This is a genomic window from Pantoea ananatis PA13 (assembly GCF_000233595.1).
Classification (GTDB): domain Bacteria; phylum Pseudomonadota; class Gammaproteobacteria; order Enterobacterales; family Enterobacteriaceae; genus Pantoea; species Pantoea ananatis.
In genome coordinates this window covers 1,704,285-1,721,799 of sequence record NC_017554.1, presented here as the reverse complement: position 1 = coordinate 1,721,799, position 17,515 = coordinate 1,704,285, and the positions used below count along the sequence as shown (strand labels likewise).

At 55.1% G+C, this 17,515-nt stretch carries 19 protein-coding genes and 1 other annotated feature; of the genes, 16 read left to right on the top strand and 3 right to left on the bottom strand.

The genetic code is table 11. From position 1 onward, the window contains the following. Positions 1–204: 204 nt before the first annotated feature. Positions 205–975 (top strand): DNA-binding transcriptional repressor YgbI, encoded by a 771-nt coding sequence (gene ygbI, locus PAGR_RS08070; RefSeq protein ID WP_014594051.1) that lies wholly within the window; start codon positions 205–207, stop codon positions 973–975. Positions 976–1,025: 50 nt separating this feature from the next. Here ygbI and PAGR_RS08065 read toward each other — a convergent pair whose 3' ends face one another. Next, the gene (locus PAGR_RS08065) at positions 1,026–2,384 is read right to left on the bottom strand and encodes an APC family permease (protein ID WP_014594052.1); all 1,359 of its coding nucleotides are present in this window, start codon (positions 2,382–2,384) and stop codon (positions 1,026–1,028) included. Between the two features lie 372 nt (positions 2,385–2,756). Beyond that, complete coding sequence (locus tag PAGR_RS08060) at positions 2,757–4,175, bottom strand: glutamine synthetase family protein (RefSeq protein WP_026021074.1); 1,419 nt, start codon at positions 4,173–4,175, stop codon at positions 2,757–2,759. Positions 4,176–4,384: 209 nt separating this feature from the next. On the opposite strand from PAGR_RS08060, the gene puuD reads away from it, so the two are divergent. Genes puuD through PAGR_RS08045 form a run of 3 tightly spaced genes read left to right on the top strand, consistent with a single transcriptional unit; the run spans position 4,385 to position 7,005 of the window. Continuing rightward, positions 4,385–5,146, top strand: a complete 762-nt coding sequence (gene puuD, locus PAGR_RS08055; protein WP_014605473.1) for a gamma-glutamyl-gamma-aminobutyrate hydrolase — start codon at positions 4,385–4,387, stop codon at positions 5,144–5,146. Next, positions 5,143–5,700, top strand: a complete 558-nt coding sequence (gene puuR / locus PAGR_RS08050) for an HTH-type transcriptional regulator PuuR (protein ID WP_013026343.1) — start codon at positions 5,143–5,145, stop codon at positions 5,698–5,700. Before puuD ends, puuR begins: the two co-directional genes overlap by 4 nt. A 27-nt stretch (positions 5,701–5,727) precedes the next feature. Further along, positions 5,728–7,005 carry an NAD(P)/FAD-dependent oxidoreductase gene (locus PAGR_RS08045; protein WP_014605472.1) on the top strand — a complete coding sequence of 426 codons (1,278 nt, stop codon included), beginning with the start codon at positions 5,728–5,730 and terminating at the stop codon, positions 7,003–7,005. 33 nt (positions 7,006–7,038) lie between these two features. Here PAGR_RS08045 and PAGR_RS08040 read toward each other — a convergent pair whose 3' ends face one another. Then, positions 7,039–7,866 (bottom strand): SDR family oxidoreductase, encoded by an 828-nt coding sequence (locus PAGR_RS08040; RefSeq protein WP_013026345.1) that lies wholly within the window; start codon positions 7,864–7,866, stop codon positions 7,039–7,041. A 179-nt stretch (positions 7,867–8,045) separates the two neighbouring features. Between PAGR_RS08040 and hisL the strand changes: the two genes are divergently transcribed. From hisL to PAGR_RS07985, 12 genes are all read left to right on the top strand, one after another. After that, positions 8,046–8,093: a his operon leader peptide gene (hisL, locus tag PAGR_RS23650; RefSeq protein ID WP_100396937.1), complete on the top strand. Its 48-nt coding sequence runs from the start codon at positions 8,046–8,048 to the stop codon at positions 8,091–8,093. Then, positions 8,069–8,189: a sequence feature (His leader region), on the top strand. (Overlaps the previous gene by 25 nt.) A 52-nt stretch (positions 8,190–8,241) precedes the next feature. Further along, positions 8,242–9,141: an ATP phosphoribosyltransferase gene (hisG, locus tag PAGR_RS08035; protein WP_013026346.1), complete on the top strand. Its 900-nt coding sequence runs from the start codon at positions 8,242–8,244 to the stop codon at positions 9,139–9,141. 3 nt (positions 9,142–9,144) lie between these two features. Next, complete coding sequence (hisD, locus tag PAGR_RS08030; protein WP_014594057.1) at positions 9,145–10,452, top strand: histidinol dehydrogenase; 1,308 nt, start codon at positions 9,145–9,147, stop codon at positions 10,450–10,452. After that, positions 10,449–11,519, top strand: coding sequence for a histidinol-phosphate transaminase (gene hisC / locus PAGR_RS08025; RefSeq protein ID WP_013026348.1), 1,071 nt, complete (start codon positions 10,449–10,451; stop codon positions 11,517–11,519). Before hisD ends, hisC begins: the two co-directional genes overlap by 4 nt. A 2-nt stretch (positions 11,520–11,521) precedes the next feature. After that, positions 11,522–12,589, top strand: coding sequence for a bifunctional histidinol-phosphatase/imidazoleglycerol-phosphate dehydratase HisB (hisB, locus tag PAGR_RS08020; RefSeq protein WP_014594058.1), 1,068 nt, complete (start codon positions 11,522–11,524; stop codon positions 12,587–12,589). Then, on the top strand, positions 12,589–13,179 hold the full coding sequence (hisH, locus tag PAGR_RS08015; protein ID WP_014594059.1) for an imidazole glycerol phosphate synthase subunit HisH: 591 nt from the start codon (positions 12,589–12,591) through the stop codon (positions 13,177–13,179). Before hisB ends, hisH begins: the two co-directional genes overlap by 1 nt. Beyond that, a complete protein-coding gene (gene hisA, locus PAGR_RS08010) occupies positions 13,179–13,916 on the top strand; it encodes a 1-(5-phosphoribosyl)-5-[(5-phosphoribosylamino)methylideneamino]imidazole-4-carboxamide isomerase (RefSeq protein ID WP_014594060.1) in 738 nt (245 codons plus the stop codon). The genes hisH and hisA overlap by 1 nt, the downstream gene beginning before the upstream one ends. Beyond that, positions 13,898–14,674 (top strand): imidazole glycerol phosphate synthase subunit HisF, encoded by a 777-nt coding sequence (gene hisF / locus PAGR_RS08005; protein WP_014605471.1) that lies wholly within the window; start codon positions 13,898–13,900, stop codon positions 14,672–14,674. The genes hisA and hisF overlap by 19 nt, the downstream gene beginning before the upstream one ends. Next, a complete protein-coding gene (gene hisIE / locus PAGR_RS08000) occupies positions 14,668–15,279 on the top strand; it encodes a bifunctional phosphoribosyl-AMP cyclohydrolase/phosphoribosyl-ATP diphosphatase HisIE (protein ID WP_013026354.1) in 612 nt (203 codons plus the stop codon). The genes hisF and hisIE overlap by 7 nt, the downstream gene beginning before the upstream one ends. A 113-nt stretch (positions 15,280–15,392) precedes the next feature. Next, complete coding sequence (locus tag PAGR_RS07995) at positions 15,393–16,709, top strand: type II toxin-antitoxin system HipA family toxin (RefSeq protein ID WP_014605470.1); 1,317 nt, start codon at positions 15,393–15,395, stop codon at positions 16,707–16,709. After that, a complete protein-coding gene (locus tag PAGR_RS07990; protein ID WP_014594063.1) occupies positions 16,706–17,041 on the top strand; it encodes a helix-turn-helix domain-containing protein in 336 nt (111 codons plus the stop codon). The genes PAGR_RS07995 and PAGR_RS07990 overlap by 4 nt, the downstream gene beginning before the upstream one ends. After that, positions 17,028–17,504 (top strand): YbaK/prolyl-tRNA synthetase associated domain-containing protein, encoded by a 477-nt coding sequence (locus PAGR_RS07985; protein ID WP_014605469.1) that lies wholly within the window; start codon positions 17,028–17,030, stop codon positions 17,502–17,504. The genes PAGR_RS07990 and PAGR_RS07985 overlap by 14 nt, the downstream gene beginning before the upstream one ends. The last annotated feature ends 11 nt before the right edge of the window (positions 17,505–17,515 follow it).

The window sequence follows — 17,515 nt, the reverse complement described above, 5'->3', positions numbered from 1 at the left end:
AACGACGCGCAAAACCGTGTTCTTATTCACATAAATTAACTCACAGAGGCCGCTGTAAAACATTTTTTCACATCACTCACCGCTTGCTACTCCCACTCACGGGCGGTTAATGCGCGGTTTTTCAGGAAAAATGGAGTCAAAATTTCCATGTTTCTTCACATGACGATGCTCTACAATGTGAAAAAATGATAAAACGAGGTGGTTATGATTCCGGTTGAGCGTCATCAACAGATTCTGGCTCTGGTGGCAGAGCGCGGCGTAATGAGCATTAACGAGCTTACGGAGCGTTTTGGCGTGTCACATATGACTATTCGCCGGGATGTGCAAAAGCTGGAAGAACAGGGCGCGGTACTCTCGGTGTCGGGCGGTGTTCGTTCCGCTAACAGGCTGGCGAGCGAGCCCTCACATCTGACCAAAACGGCCCTGTTCAATGAAGAAAAAAAAGCCATTGGCAAGTTAGCCGCTCAGCTTATTCCGCCAGACAGCTGCATCTATCTGGATGCCGGCACCACCACGCTGGCGCTGGCGCGGGAAATTGCCGATCGGGAGGATCTGCTGGTCGTCACTAATGATTTTATGGTGACCAATCTGCTGATGGAGGCGAGTCGCTGTCGGGTGATTCACACCGGCGGTACGGTGTGCCGGGATAACCGCTCCTGCATTGGCGATGCGGCGGCACGTCACCTGCGTCAACTTGCGATAGATATCGCCTTTGTGTCCACCTCAAGCTGGGGGCTGCGCGGATTGTTTACACCGGATGAAGACAAGGTGGCGGTTAAACAGGCCGTGTGCGAGGTCAGCAGCAAACGCATCCTGCTCAGCGACAGCTCTAAGTACGATAAAATCGCGACGTGGCTGGCCTTACCGTTGGAGAAGTTTGATGTGATCGTGACGGATGATCAATTGAATGCCGCAGGACGAAATGCGTTACAGGCAGGAAGTTGGGAACTGATGATGGCCGGAAAAAGCGAATAAGAACAGCCCTGCTCTGTCCCGTTATTGGGCACAGAGCAGGACCAGGGGGATTACACTTCTTCGCTAAACTGGGGAACCGGATTGCGGAAACTGCGGGTCACAAAGGCCAGGTAGAGAATACCAATGGCGGCCCAGATCAAGCCCAGAACCATCGAGCTCTGCTCCAGGTTAACCCACAGCGCACCAACGGTCAGCGCGCCCAGCATCGGTAGAACCAGATACTGGAAGTGATCTTTCAGGGTTTTGTTACGTTTTTCACGTATCCAGTACTGCGCAATCACCGACAGGTTAACGAAGGTAAACGCCACCAGCGCACCAAAGTTAATCAGCGCAGTCGCGGTAACCAGATCGAAGTTAATGGCCATCAGCGCGACGGCACCGACCAGAATCACGTTCAGTGACGGCGTGCGCCATTTCGGATGGATATAGCCGAAGAAACGCTCCGGGAATACGCCATCACGGCCCATTACGTACATCAGACGTGATACGCCCGCGTGCGCCGCCATGCCGGAAGCCAGTACGGTGACCACGGAGAAGATCAGGATACCGACCTGCAACGCTTTGCCCGCGACGTAGAGCATGATCTCCGGCTGTGAGGAGTCCGGCTCTTTAAAGCGCGAGATGTCCGGGAAGTACAGCTGCAGGAAGTAGGAGGCCACGATAAACATCAGGCCACCAATCAGCGCGGTCAGGAAAATCGCACGCGGAATGGTACGTTCTGCATCTTTCGTTTCTTCCGACAGCGAACTGATGCCGTCAAAACCCAGGAAAGAGAAACACAGGATGGTCGCTCCCGTAATCATCGGCACCACGTGGGCGTTTTCCGACCAGAACGGTTTGCTGCTTACCACTGTTCCTGCACCTTCACCGTGCGCCACACCGTAGATCACCATGGCAGTAATACCGACCATCACCACAACCTGCAGGATCACGATCACGCTGTTGAAGTTGGCGACGGTTTTGATTCCCTTAAGGTTGGAGAGCGTCATAAAGCCCACCAGCAGCACCACGAAAATCCACGAGGGGATACCTGGTACCAGGGTTTCAAAATAGTTTTTTGCCAGCAGGATGTTGATCATCGGCATGAACAGGTAGTCCAGCAGCGATGACCAGCCCACCATAAAACCGACGTGCGGACTGATTGCCTTTTGAGCGTAGGTATAAGCGGAGCCCGCAGATGGGAAGCGGCGTACCAGCTTACCGTAACTCACGGCAGTGAACAGAATCGCAATCAGGGCGAAAGCATAGGCGGTGGCAACGTGACCATCGGTCAGGCCCGACACAATACCAAAGGTATCGAACAGGGTCATAGGCTGCATGTAGGCTAAGCCCATCATGACGACCGGAAGTAAAGTCAGCGTTTTTTTCAGTTGGGCACGTTGTGGTGCAGCAGAGGTATTAAGCGACATGCTTCAGTCCTCCTTGCGCAGCAACCTGACTGGGTTGATTCACAAGGATACTGCGCATTAAGCGACAGGGAGTAAGGTTTGCGGCAGCGGCGCCGTAGTCATCACGAAAACGTGTACCAGCCTGCGCTGGCAGTGTGTTAAACAACCCCATCTTTACATCCTCAATCTCACGCGGGTGCGTGTTTTCAGTGTTTATCTATCCGGGTACGCGCCCGGCCTCGTTTGTGTCAGTGAAAATTCACTCTGTTGTAACATGCAAAAAAATAACCGACGCGGTGAGCGTCGGTTATGTTCTGAATTTGCAGGAGGCGTATTTTGCCCCAACCCAACGCATTATTTCAAGACGTTGTCGCAGAGAATGCAAAAAATTAATCAGGCATTCTTTAACATCCAGTCGATTTCTGTGGCAGTGATTAACCTTTCAAACTGCATTAGCTCATAATTTTTACAGCTAAACCACACTTTAGCAAATTTCTCACCCAGTAATTTTTGTAAAGGATAGCTGCTTTCAAACTCGGTAAGGGCATCACTTTGACGGATGGGTAACGCTAACCCTTCCGCCTCGTGACCATTGCCTTTAACCGGCTGCGGCAAAGGCAGTTGCGTATCCAGACCGTGCAACATGCCAGCTAAAATCGCGGACATCACCAGATAGGGGTTAGCATCCGCTCCCGCCACTCGATACTCGATTCGGCGGCTTTCAATATCCCCACAGGGAATGCGCAACGCCACTGTGCGGTTGTTATGGCCCCACGAGGCCTGCAACGGCACGTACGCCTCCGGGACAAAACGGCGGAAGGCATTGACGTTAGGGGCCAGCAACGCCATGGAGGCCGGCATTAAATCGATCATACCGGCCAGGGTGCGCTTCAGCAGCGGAGAGTCGCTGCCGTCGTCGCAGGCAAAGGCGTTGTGATCGGCCGCGTCCAGCATACTGATGTGTACGTGCATCCCACTGCCCGCATAGTCTTCATAGGGCTTCGCCATAAAGGTAGCGGTCATACCGTGATTCTCAGCCACCTGCCGGATAAGGCGCTTAAGCTGAATGGCATGATCGCAGGCGCTCAGGACATCCCGGGTGTGATGCAGGTTAATTTCAAACTGCCCCGGTGACGCTTCCGCCAGCGCGCCGTCGGCAGGAATGCCCTGCAGGCGGGCCAGGGTATCGATATCCCGTAAGACTTCAGAGAAGTGATCAAGATTGTCCAGGGAATAGACCTGGCTCTGCATATTGCGATCGTCGCTGCCCGGTGCGCAGGGCGGCTGAATAAAACCTTCCGCGTCGCGCTTTTTATCGACCAGATAGAACTCCAGCTCTACCGCTACCACCGGAAACAGTCCACGGTTACGCAGCTGTTGCCACAGCCGGTTCAGGACATTTCGGGGTTCAACGTCAAAGGGAGTGCCATCTTGGTTGCACATGGTTAGCAGCAGTTGTGCAATGTGTTGCGGATCGGCGGCGGAGGGAACGAGCGTGCCGGGAACAGGAAGGCAAAGATTATCGGGCTCACCGAGGGATTGTCCCAGTCCGGCCTCTTCAACGGTGTTGCCAAGAATATCCATGGCAAAGACCGAGGCGGGAAAGTAGCAGCCCTTTTCCAGCTTAGCCAGCGCGGAGACGGGAATGCGCTTACCGCGAAAAACACCATTTAAATCATTAAGTAAAATATCAACGTACTGGGTTTCAGGGTGGCGCTCCAGCCAGTTTTTAACCTCTTGCTGGAACGCGCTGGTTCGTCTCTCTTCACTGTGCAACGTGAAGTCTTCTACTTCTACCAGGTTAGTCATGATTTCATCCGCCTTTAACCACAAAATGGGAGTGCGTAATGCTCAAAAAAACCGCCACACCTCTAACATAGCGCTAACACAAAAAGTGTGCAAATGTAACAAATCTGTTTGAAGATCCGGCAGTGGGTTGCTAGATTGACAAAATATTGCACACTTAACCATCAGATATGCCCTTTTCGTCAAATATTTCGAACAGCTGTTGAGGGGGAAAGATGGGCATTATTTTTGACAAGCCGTTGATCGGCGTAGTGATGTGTCAGACGCATCATCACGGGCATCCGGTTCAGTCGGTGCACAATAAATATCTTGATGCCGTCGTTACCGCCGGTGGCGTGCCGCTTGCGCTGCCTCATCAGCTTATGGCTGCCCCTCATCTATCAGAAAACGCTATGGCTGCGCTGGACGGAATTTTACTGACCGGCAGCCCCAGCAACCTTGAACCCTGGCTGTATGGTGAAGCAGGCGAAGAACCCGACGCGGATGCCGGACGGGACCGGCTGGCCTTTAATCTGATCACGCACGCCGTGGGTAAAAAACTCCCGCTCTTTGGCATCTGCCGCGGCATGCAGGAGCTGGTGGTAGCCAACGGCGGCGCACTTTACCGTCATCTTAATCAGCATCCACAGTTTCAGCGCCATCACGACGATGACGCTGCCCCGCTGTCGCAACAGTATGCACCTGCCCATGATGTGAATATTGAACCCGGAGGGCTACTGGCCGCGCTGCTCGGCCCGGCACCGTTAATCGTGAATTCCGTTCATCATCAGGGGATACGCGAAACCGGACCACAGTTGCGCATTGAAGCCCGGGCGCCAGATGGCCTGATTGAGGCGGTCAGCCTCACCCGGCATCCTTTTGCGTTGGCAGTACAGTGGCATCCCGAGTGGCAGTTGAAACCCGCAACGCCGTCCTTTGCGTTGTTTAACGGCTTTATCCAGGCCGCGCGTCATTATCAACGGGAAAAGCAGCAATGAATGATGCGAATCAGGCTCCCGGACGTCGGCTGTCGCAAATTCGCCAGGCGATGGGATTATCTCAACGGCGCGTCGCTGAACTGGCTGGCCTGACGCACAGTGCCATCAGCACCATCGAGCAGGACAAGGTCAGCCCGGCGGTCAGCACGCTACAAAAACTGTTGAAAGTTTATGGTCTGTCACTGTCGGAATTTTTCTCCGAACCTCACAGCCAGGATGCGCCCAACGTGGTTGTCCGGCCCGAGGATCTGCTGGAGATCGGCAGCCGGGGCGTTTCACTGAAGCTGATTGATAACGGCACCCCAAAGCGCGCCCTGGGCATGCTGCTGGAGACCTATCTTCCCGGTGCCAGTACCGGGGAAAAACTGCACCACGCGGGCGAAGAAACCGGTACGCTGCTGGAAGGTCAGATCGTTCTGGAGATAAACGGCCAGCAATTTCACCTGTCTGCCGGTGAGAGTTACGTCATTGATACGGGCCTGCCGCACAGCTTTACCAACCTTGCCGATGTGCCCTGCCGCATCGTCAGTGCCCATACGCCCGCCAATTTTTGATGGGGGCCGTCTGCCAAGGAGCTAAATATGAATTATGTGGAAAATTACTACACCGCAACAATAAATCCACATGCGCCCTGGCCAGTATTACAGGAAAGCATTCAGTGTGACGTCTGCATTATCGGCGCGGGCTTTACTGGCCTGTCAGCCGGTTTGTTTTTAACCGAGGCGGGCTATGATGTGGTACTGCTTGAAGCCGCACGGGTCGGTTTTGGTGCCAGCGGTCGCAACGGCGGACAGGCAGTGAACTCCTACAGCCGGGATGTGGATGTGATTGAACAGCGTTATGGCAAAGACACCGCGAAAATGCTGGGCAGCATGATGTTTGAAGGCGGGGATATTATCCGCGATCGTATCGATCGTTATGCGATCGCCTGCGACTACCGCCCGGGTGGCATTTTTGCCGCCTTTAATTCTCGTCAGATGGCGCATCTGGCGAAACAAAAAGCGGCCTGGGCGCGCTATGGCAATCATGAGCTGGAACTGCTGGACGAACGGGGTATTCGGCGGGAAGTCGCGACAGAACGCTATGTCGGCGGATTACTCGACAAACGTGGTGCGCATCTGCATCCACTGAATCTGGCGCTGGGCGAAGCCGAAGCGATTCGTCGTCACGGCGGACGCATTTATGAGCATTCTGCTGCGTTAAGCGTTGACTATGGTGCGCCAAACCGGGTGAAAACAGCACAAGGTGAAGTGCGTGCCACTTTTCTGATCTTCGCGGGTAATGCCTATTTACCTTCGGAGCTGGAACCACGCCTGAGCCGGAAAAGCATGCCGTGCGGCTCGCAGATTATCGCGACCGAACCGCTGTCGCGCGATCGGGCGCTTGCGCTGTTACCCAATAACTATTCGGTCGAGGACTGTAACTATCTGCTGGATTATTTCCGCCTGACCGCAGATAACCGCCTGCTATACGGCGGCGGCGTCGTTTACGGCGCCCGGGAACCTGGCGACGTGGAGAAAATGATCCGTCCCAAGATGCTGCGCACCTTTCCGCAGTTGCACAACGTAAAAATTGATTTCGCCTGGAGCGGCAATTTTTTGCTGACGCTATCGCGCATGCCGCAGTTTGGTCGGCTGGAAAACAACGTTTATTTTATGCAGGGCGACAGCGGTCACGGCGTCACCTGTACTCACCTTTCCGGCAAGCTTATCAGCGAAGTGCTGCGCGGTGATGCGGAGCGCTTCGACGCCTTTGCGAAGCTTCCGCATCTGCCCTTCCCTGGCGGACGGCGGTTTAAAGTGCCACTGACGGCGATGGGCGCCGCATGGTATGCGCTGCGCGACAGGCTCGGCGTGTAAATACCGGGTTGCGCGTGCAGGGCAGCGCCAGCGTTATTCCAGCGGCATTTTTTGGGGATCGTCGTAGCGGTACTCAAAACCCAGCTCATGACAGATACGCGAACCGTCTATCAGCTTACCGCTGTCGTCACTCGCCTCGGCGGCGAAAGTTGGCGGCGTCATGCCGAGCTGGCGTGACACGCCGGGATAAAAGTGCGCGCGGGACGGATGTTTCAGAGAGCACAGGTTAAAGGTCCGGCCGCCCCTGGGCGTTTGCAGCAGCAGCATGATCGCTTCCACCACATCATCAAGGTGAACCAGATTGACCCCGTGGGAACCGTTGGGTAGCGCCTGCTTACCGGCCAAAAAACGTCCCGGATGACGCTTAGGCCCCACCAGCCCCGCCAGACGCAGAACATCCACGCTGGTACCGGGCAGATCGTGCAGCCAGTTTTCCAGATCAACCAGCGTTTTGCCCGCTGTGGTTTCCGGCTGCAGCAGGCTTTTTTCCGTTTTGATCCCCGAACTGCCGCCGTACACGGAGGTTGAGCTGGTGAAAATAATGCGCGGTACGCTATGGGCCAACGCCGTGTCTACCACGTTTTGTACCGCCTGGACGTAGGCGTCCCCGCCCTCTGCCGTGCGACTGGCGGGTAAGGTAACGACCAGGGCGTCAACGTCGAACAGCACATCCAGATCTTCAGCATCGCAGATAAGGTCGGGCGTCAGTTCCAGTTGAAACGCGTCTAACCCGCAGCGACGGGCCGCTTCAACGCCATCCGGCGTGGTTTTGCTGCCGGTCACCTGCCAGCCTCGGGCGCTCAACGCCATGGCTAACGGCATGCCCAGCCAACCCAGTCCTACTATTGCGACCTTTTTCATGTTGTCTCCTGCTGCAGACTCAAAGATTCTCCCATCTTAAGCTCCCCCTGAGTTGCAAACCAGTTCAAAGTGTTTCGGCGCTTTGCGAATTTCAACATTAAAAAAGAGTTGCCAATTTCAACTATCTTCGTTAGGTTAATTCCACACAAATGAATAAGATTTCATTAATCGAGAATTTTATGACACGCGTTCAGTTCAACCATCATCACCACCATCACCCTGACTAGTCTTTCAGGCGATGTGTGCTGGAAGACGTCTAGGATCTTCCAGTGGTGCGAACGCAAGAGAACCCCCGGAAGATCGTCTTCCGGGGGTTTTTTTATGGGCTGACGCAAATCAATCATTCAGGACAGGTCAATCAAGGGGACAGGAACGATGTTAGACAATAGCCGTTTACGCATAGCTATGCAGAAATCAGGTCGATTAAGCGATGATTCACGCGAGCTCCTGGCGCGCTGTGGTATCAAAATTAATCTTCAGCAACAGCGTCTGATCGCCTTTGCGGAAAATATGCCTATTGATATCCTGCGGGTGCGCGATGACGATATTCCGGGACTGGTGATGGACGGCGTAGTGGATCTGGGCATTATCGGCGAGAACGTGCTGGAAGAAGAGATGCTGGACCGCCGCGCGCAGGGCGAAGACCCGCGTTACTTCACGCTACGTCGCCTGGATTTTGGCGGCTGCCGCCTGTCGCTGGCAATGCCGGTTGATGACGAATATACCGGCCCACAGTGCCTGAATAACGCCCGTATCGCCACCTCCTATCCTCACCTGTTAAAGCAGTACCTCGACAAGCAAGGCATCAATTTTAAATCCTGTTTATTAAACGGCTCGGTCGAAGTGGCCCCGCGTGCCGGTCTGGCCGACGCCATCTGTGATCTGGTGTCCACCGGCGCGACGCTGGAAGCGAACGGCCTGCGCGAAGTCGAAGTCATCTATCGCTCGAAAGCCGTGCTGATTCAGCGCGACGGCGAGATGCCAGCGGCCAAGCAGGAGCTGATTGATAAAATGATGACCCGTATTCAGGGCGTGATTAAAGCGCGAGAATCCAAATACATCATGCTGCACGCGCCGAGTGAGCGTCTGGAAGACGTGATCAGCCTGTTGCCTGGCGCCGAGCGCCCTACCGTTCTGCCGCTGGCGGGCGATGTCAGCCGCGTGGCGATGCACATGGTAAGCAGTGAAACGCTGTTCTGGGAAACCATGGAAAAACTCAAAGCGCTGGGTGCCAGTTCAATTCTGGTGTTGCCAATCGAAAAAATGCTGGAGTAAACGATGAGCAGAATCATGACGCCCGTGAACTGGGAAGCCTGCAGCAGCGAGGCGCAGCAGGCGCTGTTGGCACGCCCTGCGCTCGCCTCGTCTGACAGCATCAGCCAGATCGTGCGCGATGTGTTGGTCAGAGTGAAAGAGGAAGGCGATGCGGCTTTACGAGAATTCAGCGCGCGCTTTGACAAGGTTGAAACAGACGACCTGCGCGTTACGCCACAGCAGATGCAGGCGGCCAGCGATCGCCTTGGTGACGAGCTGAAACAGGCGATGGCCGTGGCCATTGGCAATATTGAAACCTTTCACCGTGCGCAGATCCTGCCGCCGGTGGATGTGGAAACGCAGCCCGGCGTGCGCTGTCAGCAAATTACGCGCCCGATGAAATCGGTGGGCTTGTATATTCCGGGCGGTTCTGCCCCGCTGTTTTCTACCGTTCTGATGCTGGCTACCCCGGCGCGGATTGCGGGCTGTGGTCGCGTGGTGCTGTGCTCGCCCCCGCCGATTGCTGATGAAATTCTCTACGCGGCCAAACTTTGCGGTGTGGAAGAAGTGTTCCAGGTGGGTGGATCACAGGCGATTGCCGCCCTGGCTTTTGGCACCGAAAGCATCCCTAAGGTAGATAAAATTTTTGGTCCGGGCAACGCGTGGGTTACCGAAGCCAAACGTCAGGTCAGCCAGCGCCTTGATGGCGCGGCGATTGATATGCCCGCAGGCCCGTCGGAAGTGCTGGTGATTGCCGATGAAGGTGCCACACCGGCCTTCGTTGCCTCTGATCTGCTGTCGCAGGCGGAACACGGCCCTGACTCGCAGGTGATTTTACTGACGCCTTCGCTGGCGCTGGCCGAGCGCGTCGCCGAGGCGGTGGAGGATCAGCTGGCCCAGTTGCCACGTGCGGCGACAGCCCGCCAGGCACTGGAAAGCAGCCGCCTGATCGTCGCCCGGGATATGCAGCAATGCATTGCGATCTCCAACCGCTATGGTCCGGAGCACCTGATTCTGCAAACCCGCACGCCACGGGATCTGGTGGAACAGATTACCAGCGCCGGTTCGGTTTTCCTGGGCGACTGGTCACCGGAATCCGCAGGAGATTATGCTTCGGGCACCAACCACGTGCTGCCGACCTACGGCTATACCGCGACCTGCTCCAGCCTGGGCCTGGCCGACTTTCAGAAACGCATGACGGTACAGGAGCTGACGCCGCAGGGCTTCCTGAACCTGGCGGCGACCATCGAAACCCTGGCGGCCGCTGAACAGCTGCACGCCCACAAGAATGCCGTCACGTTGCGCGTTGCCGCACTCAAGGAGCAAGCATGAGTCAGGAAATTGAACAGCTGGCACGCGCCAACGTGCGTGCGCTGACGCCCTATCAGTCAGCTCGCCGCCTGGGGGGCAATGGCGATGTCTGGCTGAATGCCAACGAATTCCCGCTGCCGGTGCCCTTCGAGCTGTCGCAGCAAACCCTGAATCGCTACCCGGAGTGCCAGCCGAAACAGGTTATCACCCGCTATGCGGCCTATGCCGGGCTTACGCCAGAGCAGGTACTGGTCAGCCGTGGCGCAGATGAAGGCATTGAGCTGCTGATGCGTGCCTTCTGCGAGCCGGGCAAAGATGCCATTCTTTTCTGCCCGCCGACCTATGGCATGTACAGCGTCAGTGCCGAAACCATCGGCATTGAATACCGTACCGTTCCGGCGCGGGAAGACTGGCAGTTAAACCTGCCCGCCATCGCCGAACAGCTGGACGGCGTGAAAGTCGTCTATATGTGCAGCCCGAATAATCCCACCGGTAACCTGATCGATCAGGACGCTATCCGTCAGCTGCTGGCTATGACCGCCGGAAAAGCCCTGGTGGTAGCGGATGAAGCCTATATTGAATTCTGTCCCGAGGCGACGCTGGCGGGCTGGTTAAAGGATTACCCGCACCTGGTGATCCTGCGTACGTTATCAAAAGCCTTCGCGCTGGCGGGCCTGCGCTGTGGCTTTACGCTGGCCAATAAGACGGTTATCGATCTGCTGATGAAAGTTATTGCGCCCTATCCGCTTGCCACCCCGGTCGCCGACGTGGCAGGCCAGGCACTGAGCGAAGAAGGCATTGCCCTGATGCGTCAGCACGTAGCCGAGCTGAATGCCAATCGCAGCTGGCTGTTTGAGCAGTTACCGCGGATTCGCGCGGTCGAGCAGGTATTTCCCAGCGAAACCAACTATATTTTGGTGCGCTTTACTGACTCGCCCAGGGTATTTAAAACCTTGTGGGATCAGGGCATTATTTTGCGTGACCAAAACAAGAACCCCGGCCTTGCAGGCTGTCTGCGTATCTCTGTAGGAACCCGAACAGAGTGCGAGCGCCTGATCGCCGCGCTGCAAGCCTTATCTCTGGAGTAAGCATGAGTCAGAAGACCCTTTTTATTGACCGCGACGGCACGATTATCTCTGAACCTCCGCAGGATTTTCAGGTAGATCGGATGGATAAGCTGGCGTTCGAACCTGATGTTGTCCCCGCCTTACTGGCATTACAGGACGCGGGCTATCAGCTGGTCATGATCACCAATCAGGACGGCCTGGGCACGGACAGTTTTCCTCAGGCCGATTTTGATGGCCCGCATAATCTGATGATGCAGATTCTGGCTTCCCAGGGCATTCGCTTTAGCGATATTTTGATCTGTCCCCATAAGCCAGAAGATGACTGCGACTGCCGCAAGCCAAAAACCAAAATGGTGGAAGCCTGGCTGGCAGAGGGCGCTCTCGACACGGCTCAGAGCTATGTGATTGGCGACCGTCAGACCGATATTCAGCTGGCCGAGAATATGGGCATTCAGGGTATTCGCTATGGTGCAGAAGGTCAGGACTGGAAGGCCATTCAGCAGCAGCTGACGCAACGCGATCGTTACGCACTGGTGCAGCGCAACACCAAAGAAACCCAGGTTCGCGTTGAACTGTGGCTGGATCGCGAAGGCGGCAGCAAGATTAACACCGGTGTGGGCTTCTTTGACCACATGCTGGATCAGATTGCGGTGCACGGCGGCTTTCGCATGAATATCGAAGTGAAAGGCGATCTGTATATCGACGACCACCACACGGTTGAAGATACCGGTCTGGCGCTGGGCGAGGCATTGCTGAAAGCCCTGGGCGACAAGCGCGGCATTGGCCGTTTTGGTTTTGTGCTGCCAATGGACGAGTGCCTGGCGCGCTGCGCGCTGGATATCTCTGGTCGTCCACATATCGAATTCAAAGCCGAATTCAGCTACCAGCGCGTGGGCGATCTCAGCACGGAGATGGTGGAACATTTCTTCAGTTCGCTGTCCTACGCCATGATGAGTACCCTGCATCTCAAGACGAAAGGTAAAAACGACCATCACCGCGTAGAGAGCTTGTTCAAAGCCTTTGGCCGCACGCTGCGCCAGGCCATTCGCGTTGAGGGAAATACCCTGCCGAGCTCGAAAGGAGTGCTCTGATGAACGTGGTGATCCTGGATACGGGCTGTGCCAACCTGTCGTCGGTAAAATGGGCTGTTGAGCGTCTGGGCTACGCGCCGGAAGTCAGCCGTCATCCTGACGTGGTGCTGCGCGCCGATAAGCTGTTTTTGCCGGGCGTGGGAACCGCGCAGGCCGCGATGAACCAGCTGCAGGAGCGCGAGCTGATTGAGCTGGTCAAGGCCTGTACGCAACCGGTATTGGGTATTTGTCTGGGTATGCAACTGCTGGGCAGCCACAGTGAAGAGAACGGTGGCGTGCCGACGCTGGGCATTATCGACCATCCTGTCTCGCTGATGGATACACAGGGATTACCGCTTCCCCACATGGGCTGGAACCAGATTACCGCTCAGGCGGGCAATCATCTGTTTCGCGGCATTGACGAAGGCAGCTATTTCTATTTCGTCCACAGCTATGCCATGCCGGTGAATGCCAGCACGATTGCCCAGTGCCACTATGGCCAGGCCTTTACCGCCGCAGTGCAGAAAGATAACTTCTTTGGCGTGCAGTTCCACCCGGAACGCTCTGGCAAAGTGGGCGCACAGTTGCTGAAAAACTTCCTGGAGATGTGATGATTATCCCCGCTTTAGATTTAATCGATGGCAAGGTCGTGCGCCTCCATCAGGGTGATTATGCGCAACAGCGTGATTACGGCAGCGATCCGCTGCCCCGGTTGCAGGACTACGCCGGCCAGGGGGCAACGGTATTGCACCTTGTTGATCTGACCGGTGCCAAAGATCCGGCTAAACGCCAGATTGCCTTACTGAAGAAGTTGCTCAACGGCGTTGAGGCGGTCGTGCAGGTTGGCGGCGGTATCCGTAACCGGGATGACGTAAAAGCGTTGCTGGATGCCGGTGCCAGCCGGGTGGTGGTCGGTTCGACCGCCGTCAAACAGCCTGAGGAAGTCAAAGCCTGGTTTAACGAATTTGGCCCGGACGCCATCGTGCTGGCGCTGGACGTCCGCATTGATGCGGCGAACCGCAAAGAGGTCGCCATCAGCGGCTGGCAGGAAGCGTCCGGTATCACGCTGGAAGAGGTCATCGAACAGTTTCAGCCCGTTGGCCTGAAGCATGTTCTGTGCACAGATATTTCCCGTGACGGTACGCTCAGCGGTTCTAACGTCGACCTGTATAAAGAAGTGACCGCACGTTTTCCGCAGATCGCGTTTCAGTCTTCGGGCGGTATTGGTGAACTCAGTGATATTGCCGCCTTACGCGGTAGCGGCGTTCAGGGCGTGATTGTCGGACGTGCGCTGCTGGAAGGCAAATTTACAGTTTCGGAGGCAATAGCATGCTGGCAAAACGGATAATTCCCTGTCTTGATGTACGCGACGGTCAGGTGGTTAAGGGCGTTCAGTTTCGCAACCATGAAATTATTGGCGATATCGTGCCGCTGGCGCAGCGCTATGCGGAAGAAGGTGCCGATGAACTGGTGTTTTATGATATCACCGCCTCATCGGACGACCGCGTCGTAGACAAAAGCTGGGTTTCACGCGTGGCGGAGGTTATCGACATTCCTTTCTGTGTGGCCGGCGGCATTAAAACCCCGGAAGATGCGGCCCGGATTCTGGAGTTTGGCGCGGATAAAATCTCCATTAACTCCCCTGCTCTGGCCGATCCTTCGTTGATTACCCGCCTGGCTGACCGCTTTGGCGTGCAGTGCATTGTGGTGGGCATTGATACCTGGTTCGATGATGCCAGCGGTAAATATCACGTTAACCAGTATACGGGCGATGAATCCCGGACGCGCGTCACCCAATGGGAAACGCTGGACTGGGTACAGGAAGTGCAAAAGCTGGGCGCAGGCGAAATTGTCCTGAATATGATGAATCAGGACGGCGTACGCAACGGCTATGACCTGGTGCAGCTCAAGAAAGTCCGTGACGTGTGCAAGGTGCCGCTGATTGCTTCTGGCGGAGCCGGTACCATGGCCCACTTCCTTGAGGCCTTTGAGCAGGCCAACGTTGACGGAGCCCTTGCGGCCTCGGTGTTTCACAAAAAGATTATTAATATCGGCGAGCTGAAACGCTTTCTGATCGACAACGGTGTGGAGATTCGCGCGTGTTAACTGAACAACAGCTGTCCCGGTTAGACTGGGAAAAGACCCAAGGCATGATGCCGGTTATCGTCCAGCACAACGTGTCGGGTGAAGTTCTGATGCACGGTTATATGAATCAGGATGCGCTGAATAAAACCCTGCAGGACGGTAACGTGACGTTTTTCTCACGCACCAAAAACCGCTTGTGGACCAAGGGTGAAACCTCAGGCCACTTTTTGCAGGTCGTCAGCATCACGCCGGACTGCGACAACGACACGTTGCTGGTGCTGGCGAACCCGATTGGCCCAACCTGCCACTTAGGCACCTCCAGCTGCTTCTCGCCTGCTGCACCGGACTGGACGTTCCTTTATCAGCTGGAACAACTGCTGGCCTCGCGCAAAAGTGCCGATCCGGACAGCTCTTACACCGCGAAACTCTATGCCAGCGGCACCAAGCGCATCGCGCAGAAAGTCGGTGAAGAAGGCGTGGAGACCGCACTGGCGGCGACGGTGAACGATCGCGAAGAGCTGACTAACGAAGCCTCGGATCTGATCTATCATCTGCTGGTTTTGCTACAGGACCAGGATTTAGATCTCAGCACGATCATCAGTAATCTGCGCGCCCGTCATAAATAACGGTGCAATATACTGCTCAGAATTCCACTTTTATGCGGATTCTGAGCAGTATCCTTCTCAAAAAATTAATTAAACGCTATTATTGAGCATAATGTTGCTCAACAGGAGTTGTCATGCTCACACTCCAGCTGTTTATTAAGGGCCGCTGGCATGATGCTGCCCAGCTCAATATCCAACATCCCCACCAGGGACGTGAAAGTCCCGCTTTACTCGCCTATAACTTTGACTACGCTGTTGAATATCTTGATCGGAATGATTATGCCAGCTGCAGTCTGAATTACCCGGTCATGCTTATTGGCAGCTATGCGGCTCGTCCGTGGTTTACCTTTCTGGATGACATTATGCCTGCAGGTGCCAGTAGACGTTACTGGATTCAGCAGCTTGGGTTACAGGGAAAGTCTGCCGCTGAGCAGGATTTCTGGTTGCTGAAATCTGGCACAATTGCACCAGTGGGAAACCAGCGCATCAAAGAGTCGATACCCGCGTTACCCGCGCAAAGTCAGCTACGTGACCGACGTTTTCCGTCTGAATGGGCCATCGAACGTGACAGTGATTTTCTGGCGTACGCTCAGCAAATGGGTGCAGCCAGCGGTGGAGCGACCGGGGCTGGCGGTGAAGCGCCAAAACTCTTATTGCGCTATACGCCACAGGATGAGGTATGGATAGATACTTGGCAGGATGATGTACACAATCAGGATGTGCATTATCTGGTGAAGTATCCGCGCGGTGCGCGCAGCGCGATCGATTGCGACATACTTCGCGCCGAATACCACTACTATCATGAATTAGCGTCGATGGGTTTCGACACCATTCCCTGTGAAAAAATGAAGTTGTGTGAAGGTAGCCGTTATCCTTCCTTATGGTTACCCCGCTTTGATGTGTCTTACATCGCGGGCGAAAAAGTGATGTATGGTCTGGAATCTGTCTATTCAATAATGCGAAAACCGCCAGGCAGCTATCTCAATCATTTTGAGGTAATTAGCACGCTGATTACACACCTTAATCCTGACAGACGCGCGCAAGAGGCGTTCGTCATTGAGTGGGTAAAACGTGACATGCTGAATATTGCGTTTGGCAATTCTGATAATCATGGTCGTAACAGCGCGATTCTGAAAAAGGATACCGGCATGTGGCTTGCACCCATCTATGATTTTGCGCCGATGAAAGCGGATCCTGAAGGCGTGGTACGCACGACGCAATGGGGGGCGCCTTTTGAGGAGGGGGGACAATATCAATGGCAACAGATTGCTGCCGCATTGGATGACCTGGTGCCATCGGACAGATTACTGGCTGAGCTGGCCGTACTGGCCCGACAGCTTATCGGACTCAAAGAGCGTCTGCTCCAGCGAGGTATACCAGCATCAATTCTGACTATGCCGGCTCTTGGCTTTGATTATCTGGATCAGCGTATTGAAGGCTGGCAACTATGAAGAAAACGCTGTCACCGTTTGAACGTGAGGCAATGCTGCTAAACCTTCTTCAGCAGTTTCTTGAAGAAAAATTGTCACAGGGTGAACTCCTGATGCAGCTTCGCAAAAACGTGCTGGGATTTTCACAGGAACGCTATGCAGCGCTGGCAGGGATTAGCCGCCGGACACTATCAGATATCGAGCAGGACAGAGAAAATACGACCCTGAGTACGCTCAACCGGGCCTTAAGACCGCTGGGTCTGAAAACTGGCGTGCTACCGCGTCAACCACATATGCTGCAGACACTGATGCTGCAACTCACTGCTCAGGAAGAGAACCGTGACTACTCATGAAAAATTAATTGCCCTACTCGACCAAAATCGCGCACGTTATCGCCTGATGCAGCACGAAGCGACCGGCAAATGTGAAGCGGTGGCAACGATTCGTGGCACGGAAATCGGTCAGGGTGCAAAGGCGTTGGTGTGCCATGTGAAAGGCAATGGGATCAAACAGCATGTTCTGGCGGTACTGCCCGCCGACCAGCAGGCCGATCTCAGTAAAGTGGCCTTAGCGGTGGGAGGACGTCGGGCATCCCTTGCCTCGCCTGCGGAGGTCGATGCGCTGACGGGCTGTGTATTTGGTGCGATTCCCCCGTTCAGTTTTCATCCTGATTTGCTGCCGATAGTCGATCCGCTGCTGTTTGAACGTTACGATGAGATTGCGTTTAATGCGGGCGTGCTGGACCACTCAGTGATCCTGAACATCAAGGATTACCGTGCACTTTGTGGGGCTAACACTGTGAAAATTATCCTCTAATTGCCATCATC